Genomic DNA, 14,481 nt, shown 5'->3' with positions numbered 1-14,481 from the left:
GGCGCAGACGACGGAGCTCAAGCGTCCTCCTCGGCGATCTCGCCGGTCAGGCGCATGCCCTCAATACAGGTGGCGCCCTCATTGCGGATCACGCGCTTTGCGCGCGTCCCGCAGCGCTGCTCTACCTCGCGCGCCAAAAGCTCAGAATGCGTGACGAGCCAGACCTGGCTGGAGCGAGCGGCTTGCGCGATCATTTCTGCCAGCGCCGGAAGCATCGACGGATGCAGGCTTGCCTCCGGCTCGTTCAGCGCGACCAGCGGCGGACTGCGGTAGGACAGCAACGCCGCTGCCAACGCCAGAAAACGGATCTGGCCATCGGACAGTTCGCGCGGATGAAAAACACGCTGCGGGAACTGCGGGAAGACCAGCCCGAAGGAAGCGAACTCGCCCGGTTCGGACACCGACAGGGTGGCGCCTTCGAAAGCATCCGCAACAGCGCGGTCGAGATCGACCGTATCCTGCCGGATGTGCGTCAGGGTTGCAAACACCGCCGCCAGATTTCGGCCGTCCTCGTCCAGCATTGGCGCGGTCACCGCCAGACAGGGTTGCCGCAGCGGCGATTCTCGGTCCGTCCGAAAACCATGGAAGAAGCGCCATTGCGAAACTGCACGGCGAAAGGTTCCTATTTCCGGATAGTGCCCGGCATCGCCGAGCAGGGCCAGTGCAGTCTCGGAAGTCAACGCCTGCTCCGGATGCTCCTCCATCCGCCCCGCTTCGTTGCGCACCATGATCCCGGGTCCGGCGCGCTTCAGCATCGTCACCGGCCGGCTCCCGGTTTGGATCGCCAGTTCCTCCGTATTGATCTGCGGCTCGAAGGCGAAGCCCGCCGCCGCCGGTGGCCGCAATCCGGCCTCGATCCGGTAGCGAAAGGTGATCGCCCGTTCCTCGTCGAGCAGTTCCGCCTCAAGCCGGATGCGGATCGGTTCGTTCGGGCGCCTTCGGCCGGTCCACAGCACCGAGGCCATCCCGCCTTCGGCCGCGACCTCCTGCGCGAAGGTGCCGCGCACCGCCGCCTGAACAAGCTGCAACGAGCGATAGAGGTTCGATTTCCCGGTCCCGTTCGCACCGACGAACAGATTGACCTGGCCGAGATCCATGCGGATCGACCGGAGCGAACGATAGTTTTCAGCGAGCATGGAGCGCAGCAACATGGCCCTACCTAAGCGATTCCGCGCGCCGGAGAAAAGGAGAAATGCGTTCAACCAAGGCAGAACGGCGCGTTCGGATCGTTCGCCAGCGAGAAGACGCTATGGCGCTCCAAGGCTTTGGTGACGTCCACTGGGTCACCCGCCAGTTCGTCAGGTTGGATCACGTTGCCGATCGTGAATTCGAACCGGTTGCCCTTCTTGTTCAGAAGCTCGTGAAAGACGGTCATGTCGCGTAGTTCGGTCGACCATTTGGCCAGCCAGTAAAACAGGCCGGAATTGCGTGCCGACATATGGACCGGCAGGATCGGCAGCTCATACTTGCGCGCAAGCGACACGGCCGACAGCTTCCATGGTCGCTCGGTCAGCTGACCTTCGTTCCAATAGGCGATTCGGCCGGAAGGGAAGAGGATTGCGGCTTTTCCCTCGGCAATCGCCTGGCTCGTGATGACCAGCGTCTCGCGCGTCTTGATCTTGCTCTTGTGCTCCTCGCGCCATTCAACCGGAATGATCATCTCGGCAAAGCGCGGATTGACGCGGATGGCATCGCGGTTGGCGAAGAACATCATGTCCGGCCTGCGGTTCTTCATCAGGTCGAATATGGCAATACCGTCAGCGATCCCAGTGGGATGGTTGCTGACCAGAAGGAACCCTCCAACAGCCGGGATCCGTTCTTCGTTGCGTACGGCCACGTCCAACTTCAGTGTGTTGCTGAGGAGCTCGAAGGCCTGGTAGCCCGGCAAGTTGGCCACGGCGTCCGCGAACTCGATCGCGCGGCGATAGTTCAGGACTGAGTAGAAAAACGGCCGCAGAAGCGGCCAGAGCGGATGGCGGACGATGTGCGTGCCGCGCTCGGCAATCAGTGTATCGACGATGTGTCCGGGCTGTCCGTGCGATACGAGCGCCAGTGTCTGTGCGAACTGGGCGAAGACCGTTGCTGAATCGCGCCTTGCCATGAGGTCCCCCGTCCCAGTTCGGCCCGGTATCGCAATTCCATATGATCTAAGCGTGACAGTTGCGAAGTCAATGTTAGCAAATCCCTAACCGTGTGGCGGCAGGATGCGGCCAAGACGAACGGGATTTCGATGGATCAACTGCTCATCATCGCCGACCAGGCGCTTTTGGATGAACGCGCCGCCTGGCTTGCCGCTCTGGCGGACGAACGGCGCCTTTCGGACAATACGCTGGATGCCTACGAGCGCGACACGCGGCAGTTCCTCGCCTTCATGACCGGCCACCTCGCCGCTCCCGCGCGGCTGAAGGACATCGACAACATGCGCCCCGCCGATCTGCGCGGATTTCTGGCAGCCCGCCGGCGAGACGGCGTCGGTGCCCGAACGCTGGGGCGCGGTCTTGCCGGCCTGCGCTCCTTCCTGCGCCATCTCGAACGCAAGGGCCTCGCCAATGCCGCCGGCGCTGCCGCGATCCGTTCGCCGAAGCAGCCGAAATCCCTCCCTAAACCGCTCACCGACCAGCAGGCGCTTGCAATCGTCGAACCCGGCGCGCAACTGGCCGAAGAGCCCTGGATCAGCGTTCGCAATGCCGCGGTCCTGACGTTGCTTTACGGTTGCGGCCTGCGCATCTCCGAAGCCCTGTCGCTGACGCCAGACGATTTCGCCGGCGGCACCAGCGCGTTGCGTATCACCGGCAAGGGCGGCAAGACCCGCATCGTCCCGCTCCTCGAGATCGCCCGGCAGGGCATCGAGGACTACCTCCGTCTTTGCCCCTACCCGCTGGCAAAAGACAAGCCGCTCTTTCGCGGCGCCCGCGGCGGCCCGCTGCAGGCGGCAATCATCCAACGCGAGATGCAGAAACTGCGCGGCGCCTTCGGCCTGCCGGACAGTGCGACCCCGCATGCGTTGCGCCATTCCTTTGCCACGCATCTGCTCGCCGGCGGCGGAGACCTGCGCACGATCCAGGAGCTTCTCGGGCACGCAAGCCTTTCGACTACCCAGGTCTACACGGGGGTCGATTCCGCAAGGCTGCTGGAGATCTATGACCGGGCGCATCCACGCGCCTGAACCGCCACGCAATTGCCCGGCAGCCATGCCATGAAAACAGGCGGACGGCGCGGTGCCAATTGGGGCGTTAAGGGAATGTGAGGGCGCGGCGGGTACGGTCACGCCACCATCACAAGGAAAAGCGATCGCCATGACCAAATTCCCCTTCGAAGTCCGAAACAACGTTGCGGATCGCTTGGCGGATTCGGCCCTATGGCTGATGGCGATGCTACACGTCGTCATGGCTGCGGCGCTCCTCCTCGTATTGCTTTCGCTTTCGCCCGCGCATGCGGCCGAGGACCCCACCTGCGGCGGCGAGAACCTGCTCACGCGAATGCAGGCCAGTGACCCGGCATCCTATGCTCGGCTGGTCGAGGAAGCGAAGGCGACGCCCAACGGCGAAGGCATTTTTTGGAAGATCGAGAGAGCCGGAACGAAGCCTTCCTTCCTGCTTGGCACCATGCACGTCACCGACCCTCGCGTGCTCGCGATGCCGGAAGGCGCACGGAAGGCATATGACGAGGCCGGAACCGTTGTTGTCGAGTCCGACGAGATCGCCGATGAGAAGAGGGCGAGTGTCGCGCTTCTCGCGCGCCCGGACCTGACCATGTTCACAGACGGACGCACGATCACCGGCCTGCTTGGCGAAAAGGATTCGGCGATCCTCGCAGACGGGTTGAAGGCGCGGGGCATGTCGCTGGCCGCAGTGTCACGGATGAAGCCCTGGATGATCGCAAGTTTCGTGGCGCTGCCAGCCTGCGAAATGGCACGCAAGCAGGCCGGCGCCGCCTTTCTGGACCAGAAGCTCGCGAAGGATGCGATCCCCAACGGCAAGACACTCAAGGGACTGGAAACGCTGCTCGAGCAGATCTCCGCCCTCGACGCGCTGCCGATCGAGCCGCAGCTTGCAGGTCTCGTCCAGACGGTCCAGCTCGGCGATGGGATCGAGGACGTGATCGAGACGATGAGCCAGCTCTATCTGGCAGGCCAGACCGCCATGATCATGCCGATGATGCGCGCCGCCGTGCCGGAGGGGGAAGCGGACGCGGACGCCTATGCCGATTTCGAGCAGCGTATCATCATCGACCGCAACCACCGCATGGCCGAACGCGCAGCCCCCATCCTGGAAAACGGCAATACCTTCGTCGCCGTCGGAGCCCTTCACCTGCCGGGCAAGGAGGGGTTGATCGAACTCTTGCGGCAGCAGGGATTTACCGTGACCGCGATCGGTAGGTGACGAGCACCTGCCGGCGCACCGCACCCTCAAGAAACCCCTCAGCCCTTCGTCATGCGTTGAGCGACTGTGGTTTTCCAGCGGAACTGATGGACGAACAACGCGCCGACATGGACGGCGATCAGGACCCACATGGCCAGTTTCAGCGGCCCCCCGTGCGGCAGCGCAGCCCCGCCGATCCCCAAATAGTAGGCAGCCATCCCGCTGAGCGGCAGGGCGAAAAAGAGCAGATAGAACGCCGCATGCGCGACCTTGGCCGCCGTTCTAAAGAGCGGCGGTTCCTCCGCCGGTGCCTCAGGCGCCCCCTGCGTCAGGCGCAGCAGGATTCGGACGACGGCAAGACAGAGCACGGCGATTCCGACATAGGCATGAATGTTGGCCGCCGAGACCTGATCCGCAGACGGCGTGCCGCCGTCGCGTACCACACGCCAGAGCGTTGCCATGTCTTCGGCAAAGAGAAGATTAAACAGGATGAGAGCGGCCATCAGCCAGTGGACCAGGCGGAAGGGCACCGAATAGGACAAAACTACTGCAGAACGCATTTTATTGCCTTTTATCAAGATGTTAGCTTAATCGACATCCTGAAAATACAAACCGCGACCTGTTCGACAAGCCGCGGTTTCGAAAGTGGACAAAATTTAATGCGCCGTTTGCGTTTTCACATGTGGATCGGCTTGAAGAAGGCGGCGAGCGCCGCTTCCTTCACAGCTTCCGACATCGTCGGGTGCGCATGGCAGGTGCGGCCGAGGTCTTCGGCCGAGCCGCCGAACTCCATCAGCACGGCGATCTCGTGGATCATCTCGCCGGCGCCGAAGCCGACGATGTGACCGCCAAGCACCCGGTCGGTTTCCTTGTCCGACAGGATCTTTACGAAACCGTCGGTGACGAGCATGGCGCGGGCGCGGCCATTCGCCGTGAACGGGAACTTGCCGACCTTGTAGGCAACGCCCGCAGCCTTCAGCTCTTCCTCGGTCTTGCCGACGGAGGCGACTTCCGGCTGGGTGTAGACCACGCCCGGGATGACATCGTAGTTCACGTGGCCGGCCTGGCCGGCGAGGATCTCGGCAACCGCGACGCCTTCGTCCTCCGCCTTGTGCGCCAACATCGGGCCGCGCACCACGTCACCGATGGCATAGACGCCCGTGAGGCTGGTCTGGAAGTGACCGTCAATCTCGACGAAACCGCGCTTGTCCATGACCACACCCGCTTCGGCAAGGCCAAGGCCGTCGGTGTAGGGCTTGCGGCCGGTGGCGATCAGCACGACATCGGCCTCGATCGTGGTCGCTTCGCCACCCTTGACCGGCTCGAAGGTGACGTTTGCGCCGTTGGCGGTCTTCCCGACGCCCGTGACCTTGGCGCCGACCTTGATGTCCACGCCCTGCTTGGCGAGCATGCGCTGGAACTGCTTGGAAACTTCGCCGTCCATGCCGCCGAGGATCGTGTCGAGATACTCGACGACCGTGACCTTCGCGCCGAGGCGCTGCCAGACCGAACCGAGCTCAAGCCCGATCACGCCGCCGCCGACGACGACCAGGTTCTGCGGTACCTTGTCGAGTGCGATGGCGCCGGTGGAGGAGACGATCACCTTCTCGTCGATATCGACCGGAACGCCGGGAATACCGGCGACGTCGGAGCCGGTCGCGATGACAATCGCCTTCGTCTCAAGAACCTGCTCTTCGCCCTTTTCGTTGGCAACGGAAACCCTGCCCGCGCCCAGCACCTTGCCGGTGCCCTGGAAGGCATCGATCTTGTTCTTCTTGAACAGGAAGGCGACGCCATCGACGTTCGCCTTCACGGTCGCGTCCTTGTGACCCATCATCTTCTCGAGGTTCAGCTTCGGCGCCAGGCCCTCGATGCCAAGCGCATCCATGCCATGGGCAGCGTGGCTGTACATCTCGGAGGCATGCAGCAGAGCCTTGGACGGGATGCAGCCGACGTTGAGGCAGGTGCCGCCGTAGGTCGCGCGCTTTTCGACGACGGCAACCTTCAGGCCGAGCTGTGCCGCCTTGATGGCGCAGACATAGCCGCCGGGGCCGGAACCGATAACAACGAGATCATATGCCATGAAAAGTCCTTCCTGAGGGCGACGGCTACCGGCCGCCGCTAACGTTGAGGGCGGCACCCGTCACATAGGATGCCGCGTCGGAGAGTAGATAGAGAATGGATTGCGCAACTTCATCGGGTGAGCCCGGTCGCTGCATCGGTATGTTCGGCGCCATCTCGGCCGCTCGATCCGGCAGGCCGCCGGACGCATGGATATCAGTGTCGATGATCCCGGGACGGACGAGATTGACGCGGATGCCCTCGGCCGCAACCTCGCGCGCCAGGCCCACGGTAAAGCTCTCGATCGCCCCCTTCGTCGCGGCATAGTCGACGTATTGGCCGGCCGCGCCGATCAGGGCCGCCATGGACGAGACATTGACGATCGCCCCTCCCCTGCCGCCGTGCCGGGTCGACATGCGGCGCACCGCCTCCTGCGCGCAGCGGATCGATCCGATGACGTTGACGGCAAACATCCGGTCGAGCCGCTCGACCGAGATCTCGTCGACTCTGGCCGGGTGACCGATGATGCCGGCATTGTTCACGAGTCCGTCGAGCCGGGAAAAGGTTGCATCGACAGCCGAGAAGATCGAAGCGAGGCCGACTTCGGTGCCGACATCCCCCTCGATCGCGACCGCCGAACCACCGGCAGCGCGGATATCGGCGACGATCGCGTCCGCCGCCGCCGCATTCGACGCGTAGTTCACCGCCACCTGCCATCCGGCAGACGCGGCAAGCCGGCAGACACTCGCACCGATACCCCGGCTTCCGCCGGTCACGAGAAGGACGGGATGGTCTGTCACTGCGCGCACCCCTTGTAGGTCAATACGTCCCAGGGCGCGACGGAGAGCTTCTTTTCTTCCCAGGCATTGGAAAAGCGCAGCGCCGGACCAAAGCCGGCAAGCAGCAGCCGGTCCGCAGCGCCAGCTCCTTCGGCAGGGACAAGTTCGGACGGCGTCCCGGCCTGGTCGAGCGGATACATAACGCCCTGCCAGACGGTGCAGGCGGCAATCTCCTCACCGGTGACATCGCCTTCCGGGCAATTGTGCATGACCATGCCGATCGAGCGGACCACCTCGTCACCCATCATGATGTTTCCGTCGAGCAGGAGATCGCCCTTCAGAGCCTTCACCTTGAAACGGTGCGTCACGGCTGCAGCCGCGGAGCCGACCGGCTCGAAGGCGAGTTCGTACGCACCGTCGCGGTCCGTGTAAATCGCGCGCTCCTGCTTGCACTCCGCCGCGACGGCTGTGCTTGCGAGGAGCCCGGAAAGAACCCATGTCGCTATGTGGGTGCGAAAGACCATGGCTCAGTGCGCCCGTTCCGTTGCAAGCTTGATGCCGAGCGCGATGAAGACAACCCCGCTGGTCCGGTCGATCCACTTGCTGGCGCGCGAGAAGGCGGCGCGCATCCTCGGCGTCGTCATGAACATCGAGACGCCGACGAACCAGAGAAACAGGGAGGCCGCCATGACAAGCCCGTAGCCGAACTTCACCATCATCGGCGTGTGCGCGCTGACGACAGTCGAGAAGATCGACAGGAAGAAGAACACCGCCTTGGGATTGAGCACATTGGCCATGAAGCCGAGGCTGAACGCCTTCAGCGCCGACTGGCGCTTGGCGGGCGTAATGTCAGACCCCATCCCAGCGTCAATTTCGGTCTTGCCGGCGCGCAGGGCCTTGACGCCGATGTAGATGAGATAGGCGACGCCGCACCACTTGACGATGTTGAAGAGATAGATCGACTGGGAAATGATCAGCCCCAGCCCGAGGATCGTGTAGGTGACATGGACCATCAGCGACGTACCGATACCGAACGACGTGATGATCGCCGACCTGCGGCCGTGTACGATCGACTGGCGCATCACCATGGCGAGGTCCGCGCCTGGGGAGACGATGGCGAAGGAAAAGATCGCCATCAGCGAAGCAAGCTCGATCAGATAGGTATGCATCTCAGGTCTCCGGTTCGTGCGCGCTGCGGTCGCAACGCGTCGATCATAGAACGAGGGCAACGAACATGCAGAAGAGCCCGGCAAGAGCACCGAGCCATACCAGTGAACGGATATAGGCAATACCCGCGAGATAGAGCGGAATATAGAGGATGCGACAGGTAAACCAGGCCAGCGCGCCCCTGTAACCCCAGCCGGACGGATCACCGACCAGCGCGAGCGCCAACGCCATGCCGACGAAGGCTGGGTAGGTTTCGCGCAGGTTGGCCGAGGCCCGTTCCGCCCGTCCGGCCAGCACGCCGACCGGTTTGGGCGCGCCGTCGCGCGGTCCCGCGTTCCACTTGGACCCAAGGTCGCGCGTGGACAGAAAACCCTGCAGCGCGACCTGAAGGACGAGCAACACCGCGCTCCACGCCACAAGCGTGACGAAAGGGGAAGCGGCGAGCGCTGCTGCGTCCATGGTGGCCTGTCCTTAGAGGTCGAGAACCAGGCGCTCCGGATCTTCCAGGCTCTCCTTGACGCGCACGAGGAAGGTGACGGCTTCCTTGCCGTCGACGATGCGGTGGTCATAGGAAAGTGCGAGATACATCATCGGGCGGATGACGATCTGGCCGCCGACAACAACCGGACGCTCCTGGATCTTGTGCATGCCGAGGATGCCCGACTGCGGCGCATTCAGGATCGGCGAAGACATCAGCGAGCCATAGACGCCGCCATTCGAGATCGTGAAGGTGCCGCCCTGCATGTCGGCCATCGAGAGCTGGCCGTCACGGGCTGCCTTGCCGAGGCGGCCGATTTCCTTCTCGATCTCGGCGATCGACATCTGGTCGGCATCGCGCACGATCGGAACGACGAGGCCCTTGTCGGTACCGACGGCGACACCGATGTGGCAGAAATTCTTGTAGATGATGTCGGTGCCGTCGATCTCGGCGTTGACAGCCGGCAGTTCCTTCAGCGCGTGGGTGACGGCTTTGGTGAAGAAGCCCATGAAGCCGAGCTTCACGCCATGCTTCTTCTCGAAGATGTCCTTGTAACGGCTGCGCAGGTCCATGACCGCCTTCATGTCCACCTCGTTGTAGGTGGTCAGCATGGCGGCGGTGTTTTGCGCGTCCTTCAGGCGCTTGGCGATCGTCTGGCGCAGGCGCGTCATCTTCACGCGTTCCTCGCGCGGCGCGTCGGATTCCGACGACGGGGCGCGGGCCTGGATGCTGATCGGCTGGGCCGGGGCGGACGGCGCCGAAATGCCCTTGGCGACGGCGGCGATCACGTCACCCTTCAGCACCTGGCCGCGCTTGCCGGAGCCATCGACCTGATCGGCCGACAGATTCTTTTCAGCCAGCATCTTCGCTGCAGCCGGAGCCGGCGGCATGGAGGACACAGCCGCGGCAGATGCAGCCGGGGCGGCGGCAGCGACAGGCTCGGCCGCCTTGACAGCGGGAGCAGTTGCGGCAGCGCCGGCAGCAGCACCCTCGGCGATCTGGCCGAGCAGCGCGCCGAGGCCGACGGTCTCACCATTGGCGGCGAGGATTTCGGAAAGCACACCAGAAGCCGGTGCCGGCACTTCGACCGTTACCTTGTCGGTTTCGAGTTCGACGATCGGTTCGTCGGCCTTGACGACATCGCCGACCTTCTTGAACCAGGTGCCGACGGTGGCTTCGCTGACGGATTCACCGAGGGTCGGGACGCGGATTTCAGTAGCCATTGTTCAAGTCCTGAAATGTTGAATGGTTGAATTCTGTGACGGATCCGGCCTCACGACCGGAGGATCAGGGACGGCATGGGCGACACGCGGAAATGAAAGCCGAGATGTGCAAGGATGACCGGATCGTTGTCGGCAACAGCCCTCGCTGCCGCCTCGTTATCGACCTCGACCACCGCCATGCCCCAGGCGCCTTCGGCGTCGAAGACCGGACCGACGGCGATTGCCGTTCGCTCCGCAGCCTTCTCACGCCAGTAACTGGCGTGCCTGTCCATGGCTTCCATCTCCTTTTCGCTCCCATCGTGCGGGAATGTCGGGCGCGGCGGCACAAGTCTCAAGTGGAAATATGCCATCGCGCCACCTCCCCTTAGCCGCCGAGCGCATCCTCGAGGAATGCGGCCAGCTGTTCAAGATGCTTGGACATCAGACCCGTTGCCGGTGATGCCGAGGCCGGACGACCGGTGTAGCGGACGCGCTGGTGCTTGGCATCGATATGGGCGAGAACCCATTCCAGATACGGATCGATGAAGGACCAGGCGCCCATGTTCTTCGGCTCTTCCTGGCACCAGACCATCTCCGCATTGCGGAACCGCGACAGCTCGTTGATGAGCGCCTTGGCAGGGAACGGATAGAGCTGTTCCAGACGCAGCAGATAGACGTCGTCGATGCCGCGCTTCTCACGCTCTTCCAGAAGGTCGTAGTAGACCTTGCCGGAGCACATGACGACGCGCCGGATCTTGGCGTCCTTCTGCAGCTTGATCGGGCCGTCCTTGATCACTTCGGCATCGTCCCACAACAGACGGTGGAACGAGCTTTCGCCGGCAAGTTCCGACAGGCTGGAGACCGCCCGCTTGTGACGCAGAAGCGATTTCGGCGTCATCAGAACCAGCGGCTTGCGGAAGTCGCGCCGCATCTGCCGGCGCAGGATGTGGAAGTAGTTTGCCGGCGTCGTGCAATAGGCCACCTGCATGTTGTCTTCCGCACAAAGCTGCAGGAAGCGCTCGAGGCGGGCAGACGAGTGCTCCGGACCCTGGCCCTCATAGCCATGCGGCAGGAGGCAGACGAGACCCGACATGCGCAGCCACTTGCGTTCACCCGAAGAGATGAACTGGTCGAACACGACCTGGGCACCGTTGGCAAAGTCGCCGAACTGCGCTTCCCAGAGCGTCAGCGCGTTCGGACGCGCCAGCGAGTAGCCATACTCGAAGCCGAGCACCGCCTCTTCCGAGAGCATCGAGTTGATGACTTCGTAGCGGGCCTGGGTCGGCGAGAGATTGGCAAGCGGAATGTAGCGCTCTTCGGTCTCCTGATCGTAGAGCACCGAATGGCGCTGCGAGAAGGTGCCACGCTCGCAATCCTGACCGGAGAGGCGGATCTTGTGACCGTCGAGGCAGAGCGTACCGAAGGCAAGAGCCTCGGCCATTGCCCAATCGAGACCTTCGCCCGTCTCGACCATCTGCGCCCGGTTGTCCATGAAGCGCTGGATGGTGCGGTGCGCCTTGAAGCCTTCCGGAATGGTCGAAAGCTTGCGGCCGATTTCCTTCAGTTGCTTCATCGGCACCGACGTCTTGCCGCGGCGCTGCTCGTCGGCATTGTCAGCGGCACGCAGGCCCGACCAGACACCGTCCAGCCAGTCGGCCTTGTTCGGCTTGTAGGACTGGCCGGCCTCGAACTCCTGCTCGAGCTTGGCGCGCCAGTCCGCCCGCATCTTTTCCACTTCGCCGTCGCTGATCAAGCCCTCGGCGATCAGTCGCTCCGCGTAGAGCTGTACGACCGTCTTGTGGGCGCGGATCGCCTTGTACATCTTCGGCTGGGTGAACGCCGGCTCGTCGCCTTCGTTGTGGCCGAAGCGGCGGTAGCAGAACATGTCGACGACGACCGGCTTGTGGAACTTCATCCGGTATTCGGTCGCAACCTTGGCCGCGTAGACGACCGCTTCCGGATCGTCGCCGTTCACGTGGAAGATCGGCGCCTCGATCATCTTGGCAACGTCGGACGGATAGGGCGACGAGCGCGAGAAGGCCGGATTGGTGGTGAAGCCAATCTGGTTGTTGATGATGAAGTGGACCGTACCGGCGACGCGATAACCACGGAGGCCGGAAAGGCCAAGAATTTCCGAGATGACGCCCTGGCCGGCGAAGGCCGCATCGCCATGGATGAGCAACGGCATCACCTTGACGCGCTCGCGCAGCGGAATGATGTCGCCTTCGTAGATCGTCGCCATCTGGTCCTGCTTGGCGCGGGCCTTGCCCATAACCACAGGGTTGACGATTTCCAGGTGCGAGGGGTTCGCCGTCAGTGATAGGTGGACCTTGTTGTTGTCGAACTCGCGGTCCGACGAAGCGCCGAGGTGGTATTTAACGTCGCCCGAACCTTCCACGTCGTCGGGCGCATAGGAACCGCCCTTGAACTCGTGGAAGATCGCCCGGTGCGGCTTTGCCATCACCTGGGAAAGCACGTTCAGACGGCCGCGATGGGCCATGCCGAGCACGACTTCCTTCAGACCGAGCTGGCCGCCGCGCTTGATCAGCTGCTCCAGCGCCGGAATCAGCGATTCACCGCCGTCGAGACCGAAGCGCTTGGTGCCCTTGTACTTCACGTCGATGAACTGCTCGAAGCCTTCCGCCTCGATTAGCTTGGAGAGGATCGCCCTCTTGCCTTCCGGCGTGAAGTCGACACCCTTGTCCGGACCTTCGATGCGGGCCTGGATCCAGGCTTTGATTTCCGGATCGGAGATGTGCATGAACTCGACGCCAAGCGTCGAGCAATAGGTGCGCTTCAGGATCTCGATCATCTGCGGGATGGTCGCGTATTCGAGCCCGAGCACGTTGTCGATGAAGATCTTGCGGCCGTAGTCGGCTTCGGTGAAGCCATAGGCCGACGGGGAGAGCTCGTTATAGTCCTCGACCGGATCGGCAAGGCCGAGCGGATCGAGGTTGGCGTGCAGGTGGCCGCGCATGCGATAGGCGCGGATCATCATGATGGCGCGAACGGAATCGCGGGTCGACTGCTCCACTTCACTGGCGCTGACCGGCGCGCCGGTCTGAGCCGCGACGGCCTCGGCCTTTGCCTTGACCTTCTTTTCGATCGTCTTCTCGACCGTACCCCAGTCGCCGTCGAGTGCCGATACAAGCTCGCCATTGGCGGCGATCGGCCAGTTCGACTTCTTCCACGACGCGCCCTGCGCCGCCTTCTGGATATCGGCAGGCTGGTCGTCCAGCCCCCTGAAGAAGCCCTGCCATTCCGGCGACACCGAAGACGGGTCCTGCTCGAAACGGGCATAGAGCTGCTCGATATAATTGGCATTGGCTCCGTCGAGGAACGAAGTCACCTGAAACTGCTCGTTGGCGTCTTGTCTTGCCATGGCCACTTGCGGGCGCCGCGCCCGCCTCCTGACTAAAGAATTCGCTCCCGATCCTTAAAATCCGGGAGACACGCCCGCCCGGACCCACACCAATGGCGGGTCCGGGCGACCTTGAAGAATGACCGGCGCTTGACCGGTCGAGTTCGCCTCAGCCCTTCAGGACTTCGACGAGGGTCTTGCCGAGGCGTGCCGGAGACGGCGACACCTTGATGCCTGCCGCTTCCATCGCCGCGATCTTGGATTCCGCATCGCCCTTGCCGCCGGAAACGACAGCGCCGGCGTGGCCCATCGTGCGACCCTTCGGCGCCGTACGACCGGCGATGAAGCCGGCCATCGGCTTCTTGCGGCCCTTCTTGGCTTCGTCGATGAGGAACTGTGCCGCATCTTCTTCCGCCGAGCCCCCGATTTCGCCGATCATGATGATCGAGGTCGTGGCGTCGTCGGCAAGGAACATCTCCAGCACGTCGATGAACTCCGTGCCCTTGACCGGATCGCCGCCGATGCCGACAGCCGTCGTCTGGCCAAGACCTTCATTCGAGGTCTGGAACACGGCTTCATAGGTCAGCGTGCCCGAACGGGATACGATACCGACAGAACCCTTGCGGAAGATCGAACCGGGCATGATGCCGATCTTGCATTCTTCCGGCGTCAGGATGCCGGGGCAGTTCGGGCCGAGAAGGCGGGACTTGGAGCGGTCGAGGCGAGCCTTCACGCGCACCATGTCCATCACAGGAATGCCTTCCGTGATGCAGGTGATGAAGGGGATCTCGGCGTCGATCGCTTCGATGATCGCGTCTGCGGCGCCTGCCGGCGGGACGTAGATCACGGTCGCGTCGGCGCCGGTCTTTTCCTTGCCTTCGGCAACGGAAGCGAAGATCGGCAGGGTTTCGCCCTTGGAACCGGTCCAGGTTTCGCCGCCCTTCTTCGGGTGGATACCGCCGACCATCTGCGTGCCGTAGTAGGCCAGCGCCTGCTCGGTATGGAAGGTGCCGGTTTTGCCGGTCAGGCCCTGAACGAGGACCTTGGTGTTCTTGTTGACGAGAATCGACAT

General features: G+C 63.2%; 14 protein-coding genes. 2 read left to right on the top strand and 12 right to left on the bottom strand.

Annotation, left to right across the window (positions count from 1 at the left end):
- Positions 1-17: 17 nt before the first annotated feature.
- Together IB238_RS19615 and IB238_RS19610 are read right to left on the bottom strand one after the other, a co-directional pair.
- Positions 18-1,151, bottom strand: a complete 1,134-nt coding sequence (locus tag IB238_RS19615; protein ID WP_192250871.1) for an AAA family ATPase — start codon at positions 1,149-1,151, stop codon at positions 18-20.
- 47 nt (positions 1,152-1,198) lie between these two features.
- On the bottom strand, positions 1,199-2,101 hold the full coding sequence (locus IB238_RS19610) for a 1-acyl-sn-glycerol-3-phosphate acyltransferase (RefSeq protein ID WP_192250868.1): 903 nt from the start codon (positions 2,099-2,101) through the stop codon (positions 1,199-1,201).
- 129 nt (positions 2,102-2,230) lie between these two features.
- Here IB238_RS19610 and IB238_RS19605 point away from each other — a divergent pair, with 129 nt between their 5' ends.
- Both IB238_RS19605 and IB238_RS19600 read left to right on the top strand, forming a co-directional pair.
- Positions 2,231-3,166, top strand: coding sequence for a tyrosine recombinase XerC (locus IB238_RS19605; protein ID WP_192250867.1), 936 nt, complete (start codon positions 2,231-2,233; stop codon positions 3,164-3,166).
- 130 nt (positions 3,167-3,296) lie between these two features.
- Positions 3,297-4,382 carry a TraB/GumN family protein gene (locus IB238_RS19600; RefSeq protein ID WP_192250864.1) on the top strand — a complete coding sequence of 362 codons (1,086 nt, stop codon included), beginning with the start codon at positions 3,297-3,299 and terminating at the stop codon, positions 4,380-4,382.
- A gap of 38 nt (positions 4,383-4,420) precedes the next feature.
- On the opposite strand, the gene IB238_RS19595 is transcribed toward IB238_RS19600, so the two are convergent.
- The 10 genes from IB238_RS19595 to sucD all read right to left on the bottom strand — a co-directional run bounded on the left by IB238_RS19595 (position 4,421) and on the right by sucD (position 14,481).
- Entirely contained in the window at positions 4,421-4,921 is a 501-nt protein-coding gene (locus tag IB238_RS19595) for a cytochrome b/b6 domain-containing protein (RefSeq protein ID WP_192250861.1), read from the bottom strand.
- Between the two features lie 116 nt (positions 4,922-5,037).
- Positions 5,038-6,444, bottom strand: coding sequence for a dihydrolipoyl dehydrogenase (gene lpdA / locus IB238_RS19590; protein ID WP_192250858.1), 1,407 nt, complete (start codon positions 6,442-6,444; stop codon positions 5,038-5,040).
- Positions 6,445-6,469: 25 nt separating this feature from the next.
- The gene (locus IB238_RS19585) at positions 6,470-7,222 is read right to left on the bottom strand and encodes an SDR family oxidoreductase (RefSeq protein ID WP_192250855.1); all 753 of its coding nucleotides are present in this window, start codon (positions 7,220-7,222) and stop codon (positions 6,470-6,472) included.
- On the bottom strand, positions 7,219-7,725 hold the full coding sequence (locus tag IB238_RS19580; RefSeq protein ID WP_192250852.1) for a hypothetical protein: 507 nt from the start codon (positions 7,723-7,725) through the stop codon (positions 7,219-7,221). The genes IB238_RS19585 and IB238_RS19580 overlap by 4 nt, the downstream gene beginning before the upstream one ends.
- Before the next feature lie 3 nt (positions 7,726-7,728).
- Entirely contained in the window at positions 7,729-8,370 is a 642-nt protein-coding gene (locus tag IB238_RS19575) for a LysE family translocator (protein WP_192250849.1), read from the bottom strand.
- A 43-nt stretch (positions 8,371-8,413) separates the two neighbouring features.
- Complete coding sequence (locus IB238_RS19570; RefSeq protein WP_192250846.1) at positions 8,414-8,827, bottom strand: MAPEG family protein; 414 nt, start codon at positions 8,825-8,827, stop codon at positions 8,414-8,416.
- A gap of 12 nt (positions 8,828-8,839) precedes the next feature.
- Complete coding sequence (gene odhB, locus IB238_RS19565) at positions 8,840-10,069, bottom strand: 2-oxoglutarate dehydrogenase complex dihydrolipoyllysine-residue succinyltransferase (protein ID WP_192250844.1); 1,230 nt, start codon at positions 10,067-10,069, stop codon at positions 8,840-8,842.
- Positions 10,070-10,119: 50 nt separating this feature from the next.
- Complete coding sequence (locus tag IB238_RS19560; RefSeq protein ID WP_192250842.1) at positions 10,120-10,419, bottom strand: YciI family protein; 300 nt, start codon at positions 10,417-10,419, stop codon at positions 10,120-10,122.
- A gap of 14 nt (positions 10,420-10,433) precedes the next feature.
- Positions 10,434-13,430: a 2-oxoglutarate dehydrogenase E1 component gene (locus tag IB238_RS19555; RefSeq protein WP_192250840.1), complete on the bottom strand. Its 2,997-nt coding sequence runs from the start codon at positions 13,428-13,430 to the stop codon at positions 10,434-10,436.
- A gap of 148 nt (positions 13,431-13,578) precedes the next feature.
- Positions 13,579-14,481, bottom strand: coding sequence for a succinate--CoA ligase subunit alpha (gene sucD / locus IB238_RS19550; protein WP_192250838.1), 903 nt, complete (start codon positions 14,479-14,481; stop codon positions 13,579-13,581).

The sequence above is a fragment of the Rhizobium sp. ARZ01 genome (assembly GCF_014851675.1).
Classification (GTDB): domain Bacteria; phylum Pseudomonadota; class Alphaproteobacteria; order Rhizobiales; family Rhizobiaceae; genus Mycoplana.
Note: the sequence above shows the minus strand (reverse complement) of the source record. Positions and strands in the feature narration are given on the sequence as shown.